The organism is Streptomyces sp. NPDC102451 (assembly GCF_044765485.1).
In the GTDB taxonomy this organism is placed as follows: Bacteria; Actinomycetota; Actinomycetes; order Streptomycetales; family Streptomycetaceae; genus Streptomyces.
This window is the reverse complement of sequence record NZ_JBIWKD010000003.1, coordinates 669,910-686,430: the sequence shown is the minus strand read 5'-3', so window position 1 is coordinate 686,430 and position 16,521 is coordinate 669,910. Positions and strand designations below refer to the sequence as shown.

The 16,521-nt window shown below is 70.4% G+C and carries 15 protein-coding genes, 2 rRNA genes and 1 pseudogene; 5 read left to right on the top strand and 13 right to left on the bottom strand.

Annotation, left to right across the window (positions count from 1 at the left end; translation table 11 throughout):
- Both ACIRD8_RS10380 and rrf read left to right on the top strand, forming a co-directional pair.
- Positions 1–73: ribosomal RNA gene (locus ACIRD8_RS10380) — 23S ribosomal RNA — on the top strand; the annotation flags it as partial.
- 79 nt (positions 74–152) lie between these two features.
- Positions 153–269: ribosomal RNA gene (gene rrf, locus ACIRD8_RS10375) — 5S ribosomal RNA — on the top strand.
- 61 nt (positions 270–330) lie between these two features.
- On the opposite strand, the gene ACIRD8_RS10370 is transcribed toward rrf, so the two are convergent.
- Positions 331–1,215: an NAD(P)H-binding protein gene (locus tag ACIRD8_RS10370; RefSeq protein ID WP_403988668.1), complete on the bottom strand. Its 885-nt coding sequence runs from the start codon at positions 1,213–1,215 to the stop codon at positions 331–333.
- Between the two features lie 48 nt (positions 1,216–1,263).
- Between ACIRD8_RS10370 and ACIRD8_RS10365 the strand changes: the two genes are divergently transcribed.
- Complete coding sequence (locus ACIRD8_RS10365; RefSeq protein ID WP_403988666.1) at positions 1,264–1,635, top strand: MerR family transcriptional regulator; 372 nt, start codon at positions 1,264–1,266, stop codon at positions 1,633–1,635.
- 44 nt (positions 1,636–1,679) lie between these two features.
- On the opposite strand, the pseudogene ACIRD8_RS10360 reads toward ACIRD8_RS10365, so the two are convergent.
- A pseudogene (locus tag ACIRD8_RS10360) lies at positions 1,680–1,883 on the bottom strand (DNA-binding response regulator); the annotation flags it as partial.
- Positions 1,884–2,066: 183 nt separating this feature from the next.
- Between ACIRD8_RS10360 and ACIRD8_RS10355 the strand changes: the two are divergent.
- Positions 2,067–2,621: a GNAT family N-acetyltransferase gene (locus ACIRD8_RS10355; protein WP_403988664.1), complete on the top strand. Its 555-nt coding sequence runs from the start codon at positions 2,067–2,069 to the stop codon at positions 2,619–2,621.
- Between the two features lie 18 nt (positions 2,622–2,639).
- Here the strand turns inward: ACIRD8_RS10355 and ACIRD8_RS10350 are convergent, their stop codons facing one another.
- The 11 genes from ACIRD8_RS10350 to ACIRD8_RS10300 all read right to left on the bottom strand — a co-directional run bounded on the left by ACIRD8_RS10350 (position 2,640) and on the right by ACIRD8_RS10300 (position 15,624).
- Entirely contained in the window at positions 2,640–4,139 is a 1,500-nt protein-coding gene (locus ACIRD8_RS10350; RefSeq protein ID WP_403988662.1) for a type VI secretion protein, read from the bottom strand.
- Between the two features lies 1 nt (position 4,140).
- A complete protein-coding gene (locus ACIRD8_RS10345) occupies positions 4,141–5,559 on the bottom strand; it encodes an ATP-binding protein (RefSeq protein WP_403988660.1) in 1,419 nt (472 codons plus the stop codon).
- Between the two features lie 18 nt (positions 5,560–5,577).
- A complete protein-coding gene (locus tag ACIRD8_RS10340) occupies positions 5,578–7,128 on the bottom strand; it encodes an SCO6880 family protein (protein ID WP_403988658.1) in 1,551 nt (516 codons plus the stop codon).
- Complete coding sequence (locus ACIRD8_RS10335) at positions 7,125–8,465, bottom strand: hypothetical protein (protein WP_403988656.1); 1,341 nt, start codon at positions 8,463–8,465, stop codon at positions 7,125–7,127. The genes ACIRD8_RS10340 and ACIRD8_RS10335 overlap by 4 nt, the downstream gene beginning before the upstream one ends.
- Complete coding sequence (locus ACIRD8_RS10330; protein WP_403988654.1) at positions 8,455–9,315, bottom strand: hypothetical protein; 861 nt, start codon at positions 9,313–9,315, stop codon at positions 8,455–8,457. The genes ACIRD8_RS10335 and ACIRD8_RS10330 overlap by 11 nt, the downstream gene beginning before the upstream one ends.
- A gap of 185 nt (positions 9,316–9,500) precedes the next feature.
- Positions 9,501–9,809 carry a hypothetical protein gene (locus ACIRD8_RS10325; RefSeq protein WP_014047394.1) on the bottom strand — a complete coding sequence of 103 codons (309 nt, stop codon included), beginning with the start codon at positions 9,807–9,809 and terminating at the stop codon, positions 9,501–9,503.
- 371 nt (positions 9,810–10,180) lie between these two features.
- Positions 10,181–10,840: a DUF402 domain-containing protein gene (locus tag ACIRD8_RS10320; RefSeq protein WP_403988652.1), complete on the bottom strand. Its 660-nt coding sequence runs from the start codon at positions 10,838–10,840 to the stop codon at positions 10,181–10,183.
- The gene (locus tag ACIRD8_RS10315) at positions 10,837–11,769 is read right to left on the bottom strand and encodes an aldo/keto reductase (RefSeq protein WP_403988650.1); all 933 of its coding nucleotides are present in this window, start codon (positions 11,767–11,769) and stop codon (positions 10,837–10,839) included. Before ACIRD8_RS10315 ends, ACIRD8_RS10320 begins: the two co-directional genes overlap by 4 nt.
- 45 nt (positions 11,770–11,814) lie before the next feature.
- A complete protein-coding gene (locus tag ACIRD8_RS10310) occupies positions 11,815–12,285 on the bottom strand; it encodes a DUF3291 domain-containing protein (RefSeq protein ID WP_403988648.1) in 471 nt (156 codons plus the stop codon).
- 69 nt (positions 12,286–12,354) lie between these two features.
- Positions 12,355–13,017, bottom strand: coding sequence for a helix-turn-helix transcriptional regulator (locus ACIRD8_RS10305; protein ID WP_403988646.1), 663 nt, complete (start codon positions 13,015–13,017; stop codon positions 12,355–12,357).
- Between the two features lie 60 nt (positions 13,018–13,077).
- A complete protein-coding gene (locus ACIRD8_RS10300) occupies positions 13,078–15,624 on the bottom strand; it encodes a polysaccharide lyase family 8 super-sandwich domain-containing protein (protein WP_403988644.1) in 2,547 nt (848 codons plus the stop codon).
- Between the two features lie 167 nt (positions 15,625–15,791).
- Here ACIRD8_RS10300 and ACIRD8_RS10295 point away from each other — a divergent pair, with 167 nt between their 5' ends.
- Positions 15,792–16,421, top strand: coding sequence for a class I SAM-dependent methyltransferase (locus ACIRD8_RS10295; protein WP_403988642.1), 630 nt, complete (start codon positions 15,792–15,794; stop codon positions 16,419–16,421).
- Positions 16,422–16,521 lie beyond the last annotated feature (100 nt).

The following is a 16,521-nucleotide window of genomic DNA, read 5'->3' as shown; positions in this document are numbered from 1 at the left end:
GTTGATAGGCCAGATGTGGAAGCCCGGTAACGGGTGGAGCTGACTGGTACTAATAGGCCGAGGGCTTGTCCTCAGTTGCTCGCGTCCACTGTGTTAGTTCTGAAATAACGAACGGCCGTGTTTTGTTCCGGTGTTGGTTAATTTCATAGTGTTTCGGTGGTCATTGCGTTAGGGAAACGCCCGGTTACATTCCGAACCCGGAAGCTAAGCCTTTCAGCGCCGATGGTACTGCAGGGGGGACCCTGTGGGAGAGTAGGACGCCGCCGAACAATTATTCCGGGAAAGCCCCGTGCCCTTGTGGCACGGGGCTTTTCTGCGTTTACGGGTCGGTCAGTTGAACTCGGACGCGTGATCGACGGCCCACCGGGCGAAGGTGCCGGACGGGCGACCGGTGAGGCGCTCGACGTGGTCGGTGACTTGGTGCGACTCCGGCCGGTGCAGCGATGCGGCGATCAAAGCCTCCACCAGCTGCTCCGGGCGTCCATCCGCGAGCATGCGGGCGCGGGCGAGCTCGGCGGGGACCGCTTCGAAGCGCAGCGGTCGCCGCAGCGCGGCCCCGAGAAGGCTCACCTGGTCGGCGCGACCGAGCGGCTCAGGTCCCGTCAGCACATACGTTTCGTGGTCCAGTTCGCCTTCCTGCACGCCCAACACGGCGGCGACGGCCGCGTCGGCGACGTCGCGCTCATCAACCACGGGGGTACGGGCGATGTCCGGGCCGGCCACCACGTCTCCTGCTCTCACCTGGCTTGCCCAGCCACGGGTGTTGGAGGCCAGTGTGTCGCTCCGCAGGACGACGGGGCGTAGGCCGGCGCCGTGGAGCAGGGCTTCCATGTCGGCGTGCACCTGGACGATGGGGTCGCTCTGGCGGATGGCTTCGTCGTCGATCGCGGCCGAGGACACGTAGACGACACGGGGCGCGGCCTCGGTGAGTGCCTCGATCAGGGGGTGGGCGTGGTCCGTGTCGAGCAGCGGCCAGACGAGGAACACGGTGTCCATACCCGCGAGTGCGGCGCGGGCCACCGAGGGGTCGGTCAGGTCGCCGGTCACCGACTCGACTCCGGGGCGCGGACCGGTACGGCGGTGGGCGAGAGCGCGTACGCGCGCGTCCTTGGCCTGGAGACGGGCGGCCACCTCGCGGCCGAGGTTGCCTGTCGCCCCGGTGACCAGGACCGACGACTTCTGAAGGGCGCCCGTGGCGGGCGTAGGTTCAGGCATATGGGGGACGCTAGGGGTTCACGTCGACATGAAGGCAAGGCGCGCATTGTGAGGACGATCGGGGAAGCCGCCGCAGAACTCGGGGTCGAGGCTCATGTGCTCCGGCACTGGGAGCAGGTCGGCGCGCTCTCCGTACGCCGCGACGGCAGCGGCTACCGCGTCTTCGACGACGGCGCTCTCGAACAGGCGCGCACGGTGCTGAAACTGCGGCGCGTCGGGCTGTCCTTGCCGGAGGTCGTCGCGGCCATGGCGCCGGTGAAGTCGCAGGCGCAGGTGGTGGTGGCGCGGAAGATTGCCGCGCTGGAAGCCGAGATCGCCGCCAGGCAGCAGGCGATCACCTTCCTGCGGCACACCGCCGACTGCCGGCATCGGTATCTCGACGACTGTCCGGACTGCGCGACGTTCGTCCGCGAGGCCTGAGCCGCTCGGCGTACGGACCGCACCCCGGGCGACCGGACCACCGGCTAGCGCGGGTTCACCAGGCGGGTGTCGTACGCGAGGATCACGGCCTGGATGCGGTCCCGGGATCCGGTCTTGGCGAGTATGCGGGTGACGTGTGTCTTCACCGTCGATTCCGCGAGGTGGTGGGCGTAGGCGTCCAGGAGCCGGCGGGTGAGGCTCGGTGCGACGACCGCGTCGCCGGTCGCCACGTCGCGGATGCCGGAGAGGGGGCGCCGTGAACGGGAGGCGTACGGGCAGTCCCGCTTCCTCCCGTACGCCGGTCAGCAGGGCGTTTCGCCGTCGTCGGACCGCGCTGTCCGTGGGGCACGCCGAGAACGCCCTTTCGCCGGACGGCTGACAGCTCCGTATCTCGTTTGCCGAGGTGGGGGGCGTCAGGGCACGATCGGCTGATGGACTACGTCGTACGTGCGGTGCGGGCAGAGGAGTGGGCACGGGCCAAGGAGATCCGGCTGGCGGCGCTGCGGGATCCGGTCGCCTCGATCGCCTTCCTGGAGACGTACGAGCAGGCGCTGACCAAGCCCGATGTTTTCTGGCAGGAGCGCACGGCGGGGGCCGCGGCGGGGGAGCACAGCCGTCAGTTCATCGCCGAGGCGCCCGACGGGCAGTGGGCGGGGACGGTGTCGGTGCTCGTCGAGCGGGCGGCCGGCGAACCGGGCTTCGGGGAGGCCGCCGAGGTCGACCAGGCCCACCTGGCCGGGGTGTTCGTCCGGCCCGGCCATCGGGGTCGCGGGGTGGTGGACGCGCTGTTCCGGGAGGCGATCGACTGGTCCTGGGCGTTGGCCGGGCCGCCGCTGGAGCGGGTGCGGCTGTACGTCCACGAGGCCAACGCGCGGGCCGAGGCGTCCTACCGGCGCATCGGTTTCGTCCCGACCGGGCGGACGCTGCCGATGGAGGGTGATCCGACGGCTCTGGAGCTGGAGTTCGAAATCCGCCGTCGGACGTAGCAGAGGCTCCCGCCGCGATCAGCCTGGCCCGGGTGCCGGCAGGCGTTCCCGCCAGCGGGCTCGGGCCTGCTCCTCGGAGCGGAACAGGGCCAGGGCGGGCATCCCCTGGTCCTGGCCGGCCGCCAGCAGTTCCGGCAGCTGGAGGAGCGGAGCCACGGCGGCCACGTCGTCGAGGACGAGCGACATTGGTGGGTCGAGCCGACCGTCGGTTGACCGTGCGGCCATGCGGCGGCCGTGCTCGACCACGTGCGAGGCGAGTGCGGTGAGCAGGGGCATCGCACCGGGGTGGTGGTGAGGATCCTCGATGGGTTCACCGACCACATAAAGCGTTCCCCCTTCACGTGCAAAAGAATCCAGCACGAGCGCATCGGCTCGGTTGGGCGTGCACGCCTCACGGATGTGGACCGAGGAGAGGGCCTCGAAGGCCCGCACCGTCAGTTCCTGCGCCATCTCGCGGCGTTCGGGGTACGCGGTGAGCGCGGACTCCAGGAGCCCGGCGAGCCCGGAGGCTGCCTTGGGGTGCGTACGGAGCACACGGACCGGTTCGTGGCCGCCTGAGCCGGAGGCCCAGCGGTGCACCTGGCGGAAGGGGCGGCCGTCCACGGCGGCGGCGTGCAGCCAGCACTGGAGCAGGGTCCGGGCGGTGTCGGCGACGGCCGTGTCGGCCCTGGCCAGGGGGCTGACGGGGGCGAGGAGGGCGGCGGCCCGGGAGGCCGCGACGGCGGGGTCCTCGCAGCCGACGACGGGGGACCAGTGGAGCCGGGCCGGGGTGTCGCAGAGGTGGCCGGGGTCGTAGACGAGGACCGGGCCGAGCTTGCTGCGGGCATCCTTCGTCTCGGCCCAGACGGTGGGGTCGGAGGTCACGACGAGGGCGGGCCCGTCGGCGTCCCGGATGGCCTGCACGACGGCGGGGCGGCGGGTGGCCGAGGCGCCGTAGAGGACATGCGGGGTACGGGGCGTGGGGAGCAGCGGGGCCGTCTCCTGTACGTACGCGGCGAGAGGCGCGGCGGTCTCCTGTGCGTACGGGACGGTGGGTGCTGGGGCCGTCTGTGCGGGCGCGGGGGCCGGGGCGGCTTCGACGGGTGCGGGGCGTGTGTGTACGGGGCCCGGTTCCGGTTCGTACGGTGCCGGGGCCGCGCTCTTCTGCTTCCGGACCAGCCGCCAGCGCGTCACCACGCCCACCACGAACACCGTCAGGACCAGCAGCACCATCACTTCGCCGATGAACAGGCCCCAGAACAGCCCGTATCCGGAGAGTGTGCCCGGTGGGGTGTCCGGCCAGGCACCCGGCAGGTCCGTCGGTTCCACGGCCAGGGCGCGCAGGGCCAGCGGTGTCCGTGTGAACGTGACGCCGTCCGGCCAGCCTCCGTGGGCGAACAGTCCCGCCAGGCCCGTGGCCGTCCAGGCCAGGACCGTCAGCCCGAAGAGGAAGACCAGCAGGCCGATCAGCAGGCCGTCCGGGACGCCGCCCTGGCCCTCGCCGCCGCGCCCCGGACCGGTTGGTGCCTGGCGTGCCATGTCATGCCACCGTCGACTCGGACGACTCGTCCATCCGTTGCTGGTGCTCGATCCGCGCCGCCCGCTGCTCCGCCTCCAGCTCCGCGGCCCGTACGTCCTCGGGGAGCAGGTCCACCGCGGAACCCTCGGTCATCGCCCGGTCGGTGAAGACCAGGGGGCGTTCCGCCTCGGTGATCAGGTGCTTGACGACCTGCACGTTGCCGTTGACGTCCCATACGGCGATGCCCGGGGTCAGCGTCGGGATGATCTCGACCGCCCATCTGGGCAGGCCGATGACCTTGCCCGTCGCTCTCGCCTCGTCCGCCTTCTGGGCGTAGATCGTGCGGGTGGAGGCCATCTTCAGGATGGCCGCCGCCTCCTTCGCCGCGGCTCCGTCGACGACGTCGCTGAGGTGGTGGACGACCGCGACGAAGGACAGCCCGAGGCGCCGGCCGAACTTCAGCAGACGCTGGAAGAGCTGTGCCACGAACGGGGAGTTGATGATGTGCCAGGCCTCCTCGACGAGGAAGATGCGCTTCTTCCGGTCGGGCCTGATCCAGGTGTGCTCCAGCCACACGCCGACGATCGCCATCAGGATCGGCATGGCGATGGAGTTCCGGTCGATGTGCGAGAGGTCGAAGACGATCAGCGGTGCGTCGAGGTCGATGCCGATCGTGGTCGGGCCGTCGAACATGCCGCGCAGGTCACCGTCGACGAGCCGGTCCAGGACGAGGGCGACGTCCAGGCCCCAGGCCCGTACGTCGTCTATGTCCACGTTCATCGCCTCGGCGGACTCGGGCTTCGGGTGGCGGAGTTGCTCCACGATGTCCATCAGGACCGGCTGCCGGTCGACGATGGTGTCGTTGACGTAGGCGTGGGCGACCTTGAGCGCGAAGCCGGAACGCTCGTCGAGGCCATGTCCCATGGCGACCTCGATGATCGTGCGGAGCAGGGCGAGCTGTCCGGTCGTGGTGATCGACGGGTCGAGCGGGTTGAGCCGGATCCCGTCGTTCAGCGCGGCGGTCGGGTCGAGGCGGATGGGCGTGATGCCCAGTTCCTCGGCGATGAGGTTCCACTCGCCGACGCCGTCCTCGCCCTGGGCGTCCAGGACGACGACCTGGCGGTCGCGGAAGCGGAGCTGGCGGAGCACATAGGTCTTCTCCAGCGCCGACTTGCCGTTGCCGGACTCACCGAGGACCAGCCAGTGCGGGGCGGGGAGCTGCTGCCCGTACAGCTGGAACGGGTCGTAGATGTAGCCCTTGCCCGAATACACCTCACGCCCGATGATCACGCCGGAGTCGCCGAGGCCGGGCGCGGCGGTCGGCAGGTAGACGGCCTGGGCCTGGCCCGTCGACGTACGCACCGGCAGTCGGGTCGTCTCCACGTTCCCGAAGAGGAAGGCGGTGAACGCATCCGACAACGCGGACAGCGGATCTCGCATGGCGTGACTGCCCTCTCGTTAGCGACGGATGCCGGTGGCGAACGGCAAGGTGTTCACGAACGCGCGGTGGTGCTCCCGGTCGCACCACTCCAGCTTGAGATACGACTTGCCGGCCGAGGCCCGGATCGTCCGCTTGTCGCGGGCGAGTGCCTCGGGGGACCGGGACGACACGGTGATGTACCCCACCAGGTTCACCCCGGCGGCGCCGCTCGCCAGATCTTCACCCCGCTGGTCGAGCCTGCCGTGGGCGGCGATGTCACGCGGGTCGACCGTGCGGTTCATCTTGGCCTGGCGGCTCGCCTCGGCGTCGTCGTTGGTCTTCTCCGTGAGCATCCGCTCGATGGCGACCTCGGTGGGTTCGAGGTCCATGGTGACCGCGACCGTACGGATCACGTCGGGCGTGTGGACGAGGAGGGGGGCCAGGAAGTTGACGCCGACGGGAGTCATCGGCCATTCCTTCACCCAGGCCGTCGAGTGGCACCAGGGGGCGCGCGTCGTCGACTCGCGGGTCTTGGCCTGGAGGAAGGTCGGTTCGACCGCGTCCAGCTCGGCGGGCCAGGCGTTGCGCTTCGTCATCGCTTGGATGTGGTCGATGGGGTGGTCCGGGTCGTACATCGAGTGCACCAGGGAGGCCAGCCGGCTCTGGCCGAGCGGCTGGCGGACCCGGATGTCGGCCTCGGCGAGCCGGGCACAGATGTCGGTCAGCTCGCGCGCCATGACGACGGCGAGACCCGCGTCCCGGTCGATCTTGCGGCCGCCCTTGGGGCGGGCGGCGCGGGCCATGGCGTTGGCCTCGGCCGCCAGGTCCCGGCTGTAGTGCATGCAGGCGACGAGGTAGGCGCGGTGCTGCTCGCTGGAGGTCGACACCATCGACTGGAGCTGGTCGTAGGACTCCTGGAGCCAGCCGGGCGCGGACCTGTCGCCGCGCTGGGCGACGTCCTTGGCGTGGGCGTCGGGGTCGGCGGGCAGCGTACGGGCCAGCATCTGGAGGCGTGTCACGAAGCCGTCGCCGTTGGCCACGTGCTTGAGCAGGGTGCCGAAGCGGTCGACCAGGGCTTCCTGGTCCTCGCTGTCGCGCAGGCCGACTCCGGGGCCCTCGATCTCGATGGCGGCGGTGACCGTACGCCGGTCGGCGTGCAGCAGTACGGCGATCTCGTCCGGCCCGAACGGTGCGGCGAGCCAGCTGATCCTGCCGATGCCGGGCGGCGGCCCGATCTCCACCTCACGCCCGTCGGCGCTGACCCCGGCCTCCATGGCGGTGGACCTGTAGGCCGTGCCGCGGCGCAGGGTGCGCTTGAAGCTGCGGTTGATCTCGAACCACTTGTAGAAGGTGCGGCCCTTGTAGGGGAAGTACACGACGGCCAGGGCCAGCATGGGGAAGCCCACGAGCGTCACGATCCGGAGGGAGAGCACCGGGACGAGGAGTCCGCTCATCATGCCGAGGAACGCTCCGGCGATGATCAGCGCGATCTCGCCCGTCTCACGGTTCTTGCCGACGATCGCGTTCGGCCGGGCGCGGCCGATGAGATACGTACGGCGGGGCGCGATCGTGTGGGACTGGGTCGTCAACGCCCTCCACCTCCTGTGCTCGTGTTACCTGTGCTGCCTGAACCGCCGCGCGGGGAGCGGCTGCCGTGGGGGGTGCCGGAGGTGGGCCCGGACCCGCTCCGGGGCGAGGGCGCGCTTCCGCCTCCGCCCGGGTTACGGGAGCTGTGGGCGGCGACTCCGCCGCTGACCGGGTTGGCGGGCCGGGCACCGCCGCCTCCGCCACCGCCTTCACCGCCGCCGCTGCGGCCGCTGTGCGTCTTGATGCCCTGGGAGACGAGAGCGGCGGGCGAGCTGATCATCGCGGCGGCCTGGGAGCCGTCGGTGGCCTGCTTACGGTTGGTTCGGGCGCCCTGGATCTCGTCGCCGAAGCCGGGGACGAAGCGGTAGATCATGGCGGAGGCGAAGATGGCCAGCAGGATGATGGCGAGGCCGGACACGACGGCCGAGAAGGCGTTGGGGCCGTCGTCGGCGGAGAGGGCGTTGGCGAGGCCGAGCACGATGACGATGACGGGCTTCACCATGATCACGGCGATCATGATGCCCGCCCAGCGACGGACGTGGCCCCACATGTTCTTGTCGACGAGCCCGGAGTACACGACGACGCCCAGCAGGGCGCCCACGTAGAGCAGGGCGGCCCGGATCACGAGCTCCAGCCACAGGATGCCGGCGGCGAGGATCGACACGAGCGAGACGACGATCAGCATGATGGGGCCGCCGCCGATGTCGGTGCCCTTCTTGAGCGCCTCGGCGAACGACCCGAAGAAGACATCGGTCTGCCCGCCGGTCGCGCTGGAGATGACCTCGGTGACGCCGTCGGTGGCCGAGACGACCACGTACAGGATGAGCGGGGTGAAGGCGGAGGCCAGGACCGTGAGCCAGAGGAAGCCGATGGCTTCGGACATCGCGGTGGTGAACGGCACGCCCCTGACGGCACGCTTGGCCACGGCGAAGAGCCACAGGACCAGGGTGAGGATGGTGGAGGCGGCGAAGACGACGGAGTACTGCTTCAGGAAGGTGGAATTGGTGAAGTCGACGGTCGCCGTGCTCTCGACGGCTTCGCTGAGCTTCCCGACGAGGTAGGCGGCGGCGTCGGCGCAGCCGCGGGCGAGGGAGGAGAGGGGGTCCAGGGCGTCGTCGGTGACGGAGGGGGTGGTGCGGGTGCCCCTGGCAGAGTCGCCGTCAACGCAGTACTCCTTGGCAGGACCGATGAGCAGGTCGCAAGGGCTGTTGCTTTCGCTGGGCGTGGGCGTGGGGGAAGGTGCGGCAACCGCCCGGGTCGCGAGAAGGACAGCAGTGGTTTGCACTGCGGCTAGTGCTGCGAGGATTGTGCGGAAGCTAAACCGGCGGCTACCTGGCATAAGTGAAGCCTCCGTACTCCTCGACAGCCTTGCTGATCTCGTCCGAAGTGGAAGCGGCGACATCGCCGGGCACCGGAGCAGGACCGTCCTTCTGTTTGTCGCTCGTGATCTTCCAGTCCTCGTCGGCCCACACGAGTTCAGCAGTCCAGGTCTTCCAGGAGGTGCTCACAGGATCCGTTGAGCTCGGCCCGGACATGCCGATGAGGCCGGTGTACCAGACATCCACCGTGGTGGCTGATGCGCTGTAGGCCACCACCTTGGTGCCCACGGGGATCGTCCGGGAGATGAAGGTGCTGCCCTGTGGCGCCTTGCCGTCGGCGTCCAACCCCATCTTGCTGAGGAAATCGGTCGAGTACGCGGAGTCCTGCGGACCTGTGAGTGCGGACGCAGCCTCGGGCGTGTAGATGGTGTTCACGATGTCGTGGCGACTGTCCTTGCTGAACATGTCCGCGGACCCCAGCGCCACCGCGTAGTTCGCCGCCGCGCTCTGCGCCCCCTGCTCGTCATGCGCGAAGCCGGACGCGATCGTGCCGTTCTTGCCCTGGACCGGCTTCGTGCCCGTCGCTGCCGTGGGGCCTGCCCCCGCCGCGTCGGACTTCTTCTCGGTGCCGCCGTCCGACCCGCGGCCCCCGCCCTGGTTCGCGAACGCGATCGCCGCGATCAGCAGGACCACCACACCCACGACCATGATCAGCGAGCGGGAGCTCCGGGCGGGCCGACGGCCGTAGCCGTCGTCGTCGCCCCCGGGCAGGCGCGTGCGCGTCTGGCGCGTCCCGCCGAGGGTGCTGTACGCGTCGTCCGTGCGGCCCGGCTCGTTGCCGCCGTAGCCGCGCTCGTCGCCCTGGCTCATGCCGCGTACGTCCCCTCAGCCGTGTGCAGTTCCGCGTAGTACGACGGTAGCGGTGCTGGTTTCCGCGTGGGCGCGGTGTGGTGACTCGACATCAGGGGACGCAACCTCTGCCGGTGGGCACGACGGACGGATGATGTGGGACGGACGGGGGTGGGCCCGGTGCGGGATCGCGGGCTGACAGCCGGTCAGACAGCCATGCCGTACACAATGGTGAACAGCGTGCCCAGTGATCCGATGATGAAGACCCCGGTCAGCCCTGCCACGATCAGGCCCTTGCCCTGTTCCGCGCTGAAGGTGTCGCGCAGCGCCGTCGCGCCGATGCGCTGCTTCGCCGCACCCCAGATCGCGATGCCGAGACAGAGCAGGATGGCGACCGCCATCACCACCTCGATCATGATGCGCGCCTCGTTGCCCAGGGTCCCGAACGGCCCCCAGTTCGGGGCGATTCCGCCGATGATGGTGGTGATGTCGCCCTTTTCAGCTGCCAGGATCATGTAAGTCACCGCCCCTGTTGGGTAGTTCGCAGCCCGCGCCGTGCGACACGGGTCGACCTCTATCTTCGCTGATGAAACCGGCATCGCACGACGCCTTCCCGGGTCCCTTTACCCGGATCTCGCACGTTTGACCGGAGGAGCCGCCCTGACCTGCGGCTCGTGTGGGGATTAGCCTGCATATGCATGGTTACTCTGTGTATCACGCGGTGTGACGGCTAGCAACGACGGTGGCCATGGGTTCCGGGCTCGGTTGATGCGTTCACGGGACGCGGGTCATTCGTACGCGCTGTTCGAGAGCCGTGTGCGCGCCGGTGGCTTCCGGCCGACGCGTCATCAGAGGGCCTACGGGGAAGGCATCCCGGCGCCCCGGGTCAGAGCACGGTGCGTACGGGGGCCGGGCCTCGGGGTGGTGTCGTCCAGTGGGACGGTGGCTTGAAGTCGCACCAGGATCCGTCGAACGGGAACGTTCTCGACTCGGCGAGACGGGCCACGCGTTCCCCTTCGGTGCGGATCGCCGCCGCCTCCTCCGTGGACCAGTAGGCGGGGTGCCCGGTCTTCTCGGCGAACGACCGCTCGTCCTTCCATCGCCAGCTGCGGTCCGCCGCCACGGTGATGTCCAGCTCGTGGTCGGCCACGTCGATGTCCTCGCCGTGGTGGGTCCGGTGTTCCAGGTTTACGTACCAGCCGCCGAACTTCTGTTTGCGTCCGAAGAACCAGAACACCGCGTGGCCGGCTCCGGCCGGCTGGTGGATGAGCGCGCTGCCCAGGGGCCACCGGTCGGCCGTCGTCGGATAGCCGTGCGCGGGCCGGTGCTCGGGCGGGATGTCCCGGAGGTGGGCTCCACGGGGCAGTTCCGTACGCCACATCGGGGTGCCGGTCTCCAGCCACACCAACTGGCCCTCGTCCGTACGTTCGACCAGGCGTACGGGTACGGAGGAGCTCAGGTGGCCGCCGATGAAGAGGTTCCAGCGGAGGATCTGCCCGGCCCCCGCCCCGGCTGTGGTCCCGGCCCCGCGCTCGGCCCGGCTCATGGCGCGAGGAGGGTCAGGTCCTCGTCGCTGAGCCGCAGCGCCCCGGCGGCCACGTTCTCGACGAGGTGGTCCGGGTTGCCGGTGCCGGGGATGGCCAGCACGTGCGGCCCCTGGTGGAGCGTCCAGGCCAGCCGTATCTGTGCGGGGGTCGCCCCGTGGCGGCGTGCTACGGCCTCCACCGCCTCGCTCCGGGTGCCGTTCGAGCCCTGCTCGCGCCCCGCGCCCGCGATGGCGAAGAACGGTACGAAGGCGATGCCCTGTTCGCCGCAGGCCCGGAGGAAGGCGTGGTGCTCGGCGGGGGAGTCGATGCCGTACGCGTTCTGTACGCAGACCACGGGGGCGATGCCCTGGGCCTCGGCGAGCTGTTCCGGGGTGGTGTGGGAGATGCCCAGGTGACGGATGAGTCCGGCGGTGCGGAGTTCGGCGAGGGTGCCGAAGTGATCGGCGACCGAGGCGGAGGCCTGGCTCCCCGCGAGGCGCAGGTTGACGATGTCCAGGTGGTCGCGGCCGAGCTGGCGCAGATTCTCCTCGACCTGGCCGCGCAGCTGCTCCGGGGTGGCCCACACCCATGCGCCGGAGGGGTCCCGGCCGGGGCCGACCTTGGTGGTGATGACCAGGTCGTCGGCGTACGGGGCGAGTGCGCTGTTGATGAGCTCGTTGGCGGACCGCAGCGGTGAGAAGTAGAAGGCGGCGGTGTCGATGTGGTTGACGCCCAGCTCGACGGCGCGGCGCAGGACGGTCAGGGCGCGGGCCCGGTCGCTGGGTGCGGCGTCGGCGAACGCGGCGCCGTTCTGCGGGAGGCGCATCGAGCCGAAGCCGAGGCGGTTGACCGTCAGGTCGCCGAGGGTCCAGGAGCCGGAGGCCGAGGCGGTGACCGCTTCCGGCGACGGAACCGAAGGGGCGGAGGGCCGGTGTGAGGAGAGGGGCATCATCGGATTCTTTCATCCGGTCCGCCTCCGGGGGCGGTTGATGCCCTACAGGGCCGGTGAGCTGCTCGGCGCGGGGTGGGGGGATCGGAAGGTGAATGCCTCGGGTCCTTCGCCGGTCTCGCGGATCAGGGCGATGCGGGCCATCGCCTCGGCGACGCTCGGGCGGTGCCCGGCGGGGACCCACCACATCGCGTGGTGGAAGTCGGCGAGACGCTCGAACCACTCGCGGCGGCGTGCCAGCACCTTGAGGTGCGCACTTCGGTACGTGTAGTCGTGCAGCGCTTCGACCGACTCCCAGACCGAGCAGTTGATCAGGAGCAGGTCGTCGTCGTCCTCGGGGCGCAGGCTCGTCGAGTCGGCCCCGCCGTCGTCCACCATGCGCCAGACGAAGCCGGGGGCCTGGTCGGCAACGGCGTTGATCTCCGGAAGGTGCGCGACGAAGTCGGACGACTGGGCGCTGTCGAGCGGGGCGAGCAGGCGGCCGACGTTGACCTGGGCAAGCTGGAATTCGTTCACGGGGGCAAGCATGCCCGGGCGAACTCTCTAAAGTCAATGGATGTTTTTTTAGAAATCGGGGGTGCCCCGCTAGCTCTCCTCGGTGGCTTCGAGGGCGACGCAGCACCCGCGCGCCAGGGGGTCCATCGACGCCTTCCAGCCCTCGCCGTCCGGCAGTCCGGCGAGCAGTCCCTCGATGCCGGCCAGGTTCATCCCGCAGACCAGAGCGGGGAACTGGTCCGCCAGCGCATGGAACGGGCAGTTGTTCAGCCGCAGTTTCCCGCCGTCCCGGAACGGCTCGTACCCACGTGCCCGCAGGACCTCGACCGGATCGGTCCCGCCCCCCGAGGCGCGTCCCTCGGCCTCCCCTGCCGCCCGTGCCGCCGCTTGCAGCTCCCCGTCGAGCCCGGCCCGCTCCACCACCTCGGCGAGCAGCCGGCTCGCCGAGTCGTAGGAACGGGGAGGTACGGAGACCGTGTGTTCGCCCTCGGCTCGCCGGTACATCTTCGAGGGCCGCCCGGATCCCGGGCCGCTGCGCCCCGAGAGCCGCCGGAAACTCACCTCGAGCAGCCCGGCCTCGACCAGCTTGTCCAGGTGGAACGCGGCCAGCGAGCGGGAGACCCCGGCCGCCTCGGCGGCCGCGTCCCGGCCCACCTCCCCCGGTGTCCCGGTGACGTGCCGGTACAGCCCGCGCCGAACCGGATCGCTCAGCACGCCCAACGCCTCAAGGGCGGAATCCTCGCTGCTGCTCACAGGGAAGATTCTATAACCAACGAAAATTGGCGCTCTCGGGAGCGGCCGGTCCTCCGGCGGTCAAGGCCTCTCGGTCAGCGTCGCCGTGAGACTGCGGCCGTAGGCGTGGTGGGTCGTGACGTCGAGGCGGGTGCCGCCGGGGACATGCCGGACGCTGACCCCTTCGTCGGCCGAGACACGCCGCAGGGGCCGGCCGTGGAGGGTGACGGACACGGTGCGCCGCGTCGTCGTGGGGTCGGACACCGCGATCGAGTAAGCGCCGCCCCCGGTCCGGCGCAGCATGACCGATGCCGGGCCGTCGATCGAGAGGCGCCCCGCCTGGTGCGTCCCCGGGGTGAAGGCATTGGCGGCGGTGATGCCGAGGTGAGTGTGCACGGCGGCCTGGAGGCGGACCGTGTTGGACAGCACGGCGAGCGGGCCGTGGGCGTAGGAGGCCAGCCGCCGTGCGGAGGCGTGGGGGACGAGGGCGTGCGCCATCGCGGTGGACCGCTGCCCGGCGGTCTGCTCGTAGGACACGGTGAAGACCTGCTTCGTCACCGCCGTGTCGGGGTTGGCGAGGCGTACGAGACGCCGGCTGCGGGTGACCGTGTCGAGGGCGACGACCGGGGGCGGCCCGGACAGGAAGACGTAACCGACGGCCGTCCCCTGCCCCTCGTCGGCGTACCGGAGCCAGGCCGGAGGGGCGGTCCCGCCGCGCCGCCAGGGTGATCCGTCGCGGAGGCCGCCGGTGAGGACGACGGGGGAGGCGGGGTCGGCGATGCGGCTGTCGACCGTCGTGGTCACCGCGCGGCCGCCCAGGCCGGTCACGCCCGCGGAGAGTACGAGGATCTCGTCGTCGAACATGAACCACGACCTGGTCGCGCCCGCCGCGCGGTAGGCCACGAAGTCCTCGGGCAGTGTGCCCGCCTGCTGGGCGGCGTACGCGGCGTCGTCGGACTGTACGAACCCGGCCACGCCGTAGGCACCGAGGCGGGCGCCGCCGGAGAACGGCTGGGTGCCGCGGGGGAAGTAGACGTACGTGTTCTGGGACTCGGAGGACGAGGTGAAGCCGCGCTCGGGGTTGTCGTACCAGAGGGTGCCGTAGAGCTCGGGGACGGTGCGCCGCGTCTCGACGGGGGCGGTGACGCCCGCGAGGCGGTGGGGCGGGACGGCGGTGAAGTAGTCGATGCCGAACGCCTGCCGCTGGTCCACGCCGGACAGGTACAGGTAGTGGGCACCGTCGCCCTGGAACCAGGGCATCAGGTTCTCGCCGCTCATGTACTCGTACGCACTGATGCGGTCGGAGCTTCGGGCGAGGGCGAAGGCGTAGCCGGGGCGGCGGTGGACGGTGCGGTCCATCGCGTTGAACGCGGCGTGGGAGGCGGCGGGGCCGAGGTCCCGGGCGGGGGCGGACGATTCCAGGATGTCGGCGTGGCGGGCGATGCTGACGGGGGAGACGAAGGACGTGGTGTCGAGGTCCGCCTTCGCGCTCTGCCGCACGTGTTTGACGTACCCCTCCAGGGCCTCGCGGTCGCTGCCGGACGTGTACGAGGACAGGTCGACGACGGCCTCCACGACGGCGGTGACATCCGCGTACCCCGTGCCCGTCCGGGAGACCGCGCGCCCCTTGACGATCTCCATCATCCAGCCCTCGAAGATCAGCGGGGCGAAGCCGTCGGCGACCCAGCTCTGGACGACGCGGACCAGGCTGTCGTCGGGGAGGTAGCCGGTGCCGTCGAGGATCTTGATGGTCTGGACGATCCGGGTGAGCAGCCCCTTGCCGTACGAGCCGGTGTAGGCGACGGAGGCGTGCTGAACGAAGGAACCGTCGGCGTAGAAGCCGTCGGTGACCCCGTGGCGCGGCTGGTAGGGGTCGATCGTCGCGAAGACGGTCAGCTGGTCGGCGAGGGCCTTGGTGATGCGGGCCTCGTCGCCGAGCAGGGCGCCCTGGAGGATCCGGTTCGTCGTGATGTCGGCGAGGTTGGCGCCGGTGTGGAAGCGCGAGTCGAGGTCGACGTCGCCGTCCTTGCCGTTGCGGAGGTAGGCGTCCATGGAGGCGATGTACGTCGCGGTGAGCTGCGGGCGGAACGCGGCGACGTCGTCCCGGAGGAGGACCAGGGTCTTGGTCACGTAGGCCGGGATGCCGATCTCCCAGTGGAACCAGTTGCCGTAGTAGCCCTTGGACTGGTCGCCGAACCAGTCGTCGTGGAGCCGGACGAGCCCGTCGAGGACCGTGCGCCGTACGGCAGCGCTGTCGGCCGGTCCGGGGATGCGGGTGGCGAGGGCGATCTCGTAGAGATACTGGTACGACGTGCTCAGGTTGGGGTCGCTGGTGCCGAGCGGTACGCCCGCGAAGAGCTCGTCCTGTCCGGCGCCGTCCATCGCCGCGAGCCGGGCGCGCGCCGTCTCCTGGAGGGAGGCCAGCTTGGGCGCGACCTCGGGGCGGGCGTTGGACGCGGCGGTCCCGGCGAAGACCGCGACGGTGTTGGCGAGGAGAGTGGCCGAATCCCTGTCCGAGGATTCCGGCGGGCTCTGCGAGGCCGTCGCCTCGGCCCGGACGGTCCGGGACAGCGCCCAGAGCGTGGCGGCGGGGATCACGGACAGTGCGGAACGACGCGAGAACTCCACCAGCACGCTCCAAAGTCCGGCCCGTAAGCGCTTGTTCCCCCGGCGCTCCAGCCAAGCAACGGCCTCTCGTCGGTGTCAACGGCCGGGACGGAACGTTGTCGGAGCGAGGAATTCCGGGTGAGGTCGCGGGAACGCGGCGTCGCAGCACGGGTGTTAGCTTCCTCCCCGTGACGGGACACCAGGACGTGACCAGGACCGCCTACGACGGGATCGTCGAGCTCTACGCGTCGATGTTCGCCGACCGGCTGGAGGCACAGCCGTTCGCGCGGTCCATGATCGGCACCTTCGCCGAGCTGGTGCGCGGGACGGAAAACGTACGGACGGCCGACGTCGGATGCGGGCCCGGACATCTGACGGCCATGCTGAACGGCCTGGGGCTGGACGCCTTCGGCCTCGACCTGTCCCCGGGCATGATCGAGCACGCGCGGCGGGCCCATCCGGCGCTGAGCTTCGACGAGGCGCGGATGGAGGCCATGCCGGTCGAGGACGGCTCGCTCGGCGGGGTGCTGGCCCACTACTCGATGATCCACACGCCGCCGGAGGAGCTGCCCGCGCTGCTCGCCGAGCAGGTCCGTGTCCTGGCGCCGGGCGGCCTGATCCTGGTCTCCTTCTTCGGGACCGAAGGCCCCGAGCCGGTCCGCTTCGACCACAAGGTGGCGCCCGCCTACAGCTGGCCGGTGGACCGGTTCGCCGAGCTGCTCACCGGGGCCGGGCTCACACCCTTCGCCCGGCTGCTCCACGACCCGGCCTCCGAGCGGGGCTTCCTCGACACCCACGTGCTGGCCCGTCGCCCGTAGAACGGGCCTCGCCACAGCGGCGGCCCCGCAGTTCCATCATGTGCCCCCGGCCTCCATCGATAACTCAGGGGTTATCGCACCATGTGAAGCCGGAGATTGT